Source organism: Ligilactobacillus equi DSM 15833 = JCM 10991, assembly GCF_000615765.1.
Classification (GTDB): domain Bacteria; phylum Bacillota; class Bacilli; order Lactobacillales; family Lactobacillaceae; genus Ligilactobacillus; species Ligilactobacillus equi.
The window spans coordinates 1-688 of record NZ_BAMI01000144.1; the positions used below are offsets into that span (position 1 = coordinate 1).

The 688-nt window shown below is 38.5% G+C and carries 1 protein-coding gene; it reads right to left on the reverse strand.

What is annotated here, in order from left to right; translation table 11 throughout:
• The coding region (locus JCM10991_RS14160; RefSeq protein ID WP_035189172.1) for an adhesin isopeptide-forming adherence domain-containing protein at positions 1 to 688 on the reverse strand (688 nt) is incomplete at both ends.

The window sequence follows — 688 nt, forward strand, 5'->3', positions numbered from 1 at the left end:
GGTGTTGTCAATATCTGTACCATCAGAGTTAACAACTACTTTAACAGGCTTAGGATCATTTTCAACATGGTTAGTAACCGTGTTGGTCTTGTAGCCTTGGTCGTTGTTAGTTTGGTTCATGGTGTTAGTTAAATCACCAGTAGCGTCAGCCTTAATAACAGAGTTGAATGAAACAGTAAGTTTTTGACCCTTGTAAGCCTCTAAGAACGCTTTAGTGTCATTTGGTGTTAATACCCACTTACCAGCTTTTTCGTCCCATACAGGCTTAAATAGCTTAGTAATATCGTTGTTCTTAGCATCAGTTACCTTTAATGAATCAGTGACTGGGCTAATCTTATCTTCGTCATAATCATCATCAAATGTCCAAGCTTTAGCTAATTCATCTTTAGTAAACTTGTGATTTGCTAATTCGGATAAATCCCAAGTACCAGTGTAAGTTACAGTTTGCCCGTGAGAAACAGAAGTCTTGTCGATGTTAGTGCCATCAGAGTTGACAACAACTTTAACTGGGGCAGGGTTAGGTTCAACGTGGTTAGTAACTGTATTAGTCTTGTAACCATGACCGTCATTAGTTTGTACAATAGAGTTCTTGAGATCACCAGTGGCATCATCCTTAACAGTTGCCTTAAAGGTAACTGTAAGTTTTTGACCCTTGTATGCATTTAAGAACTTAGCATTGTCAAGAGGG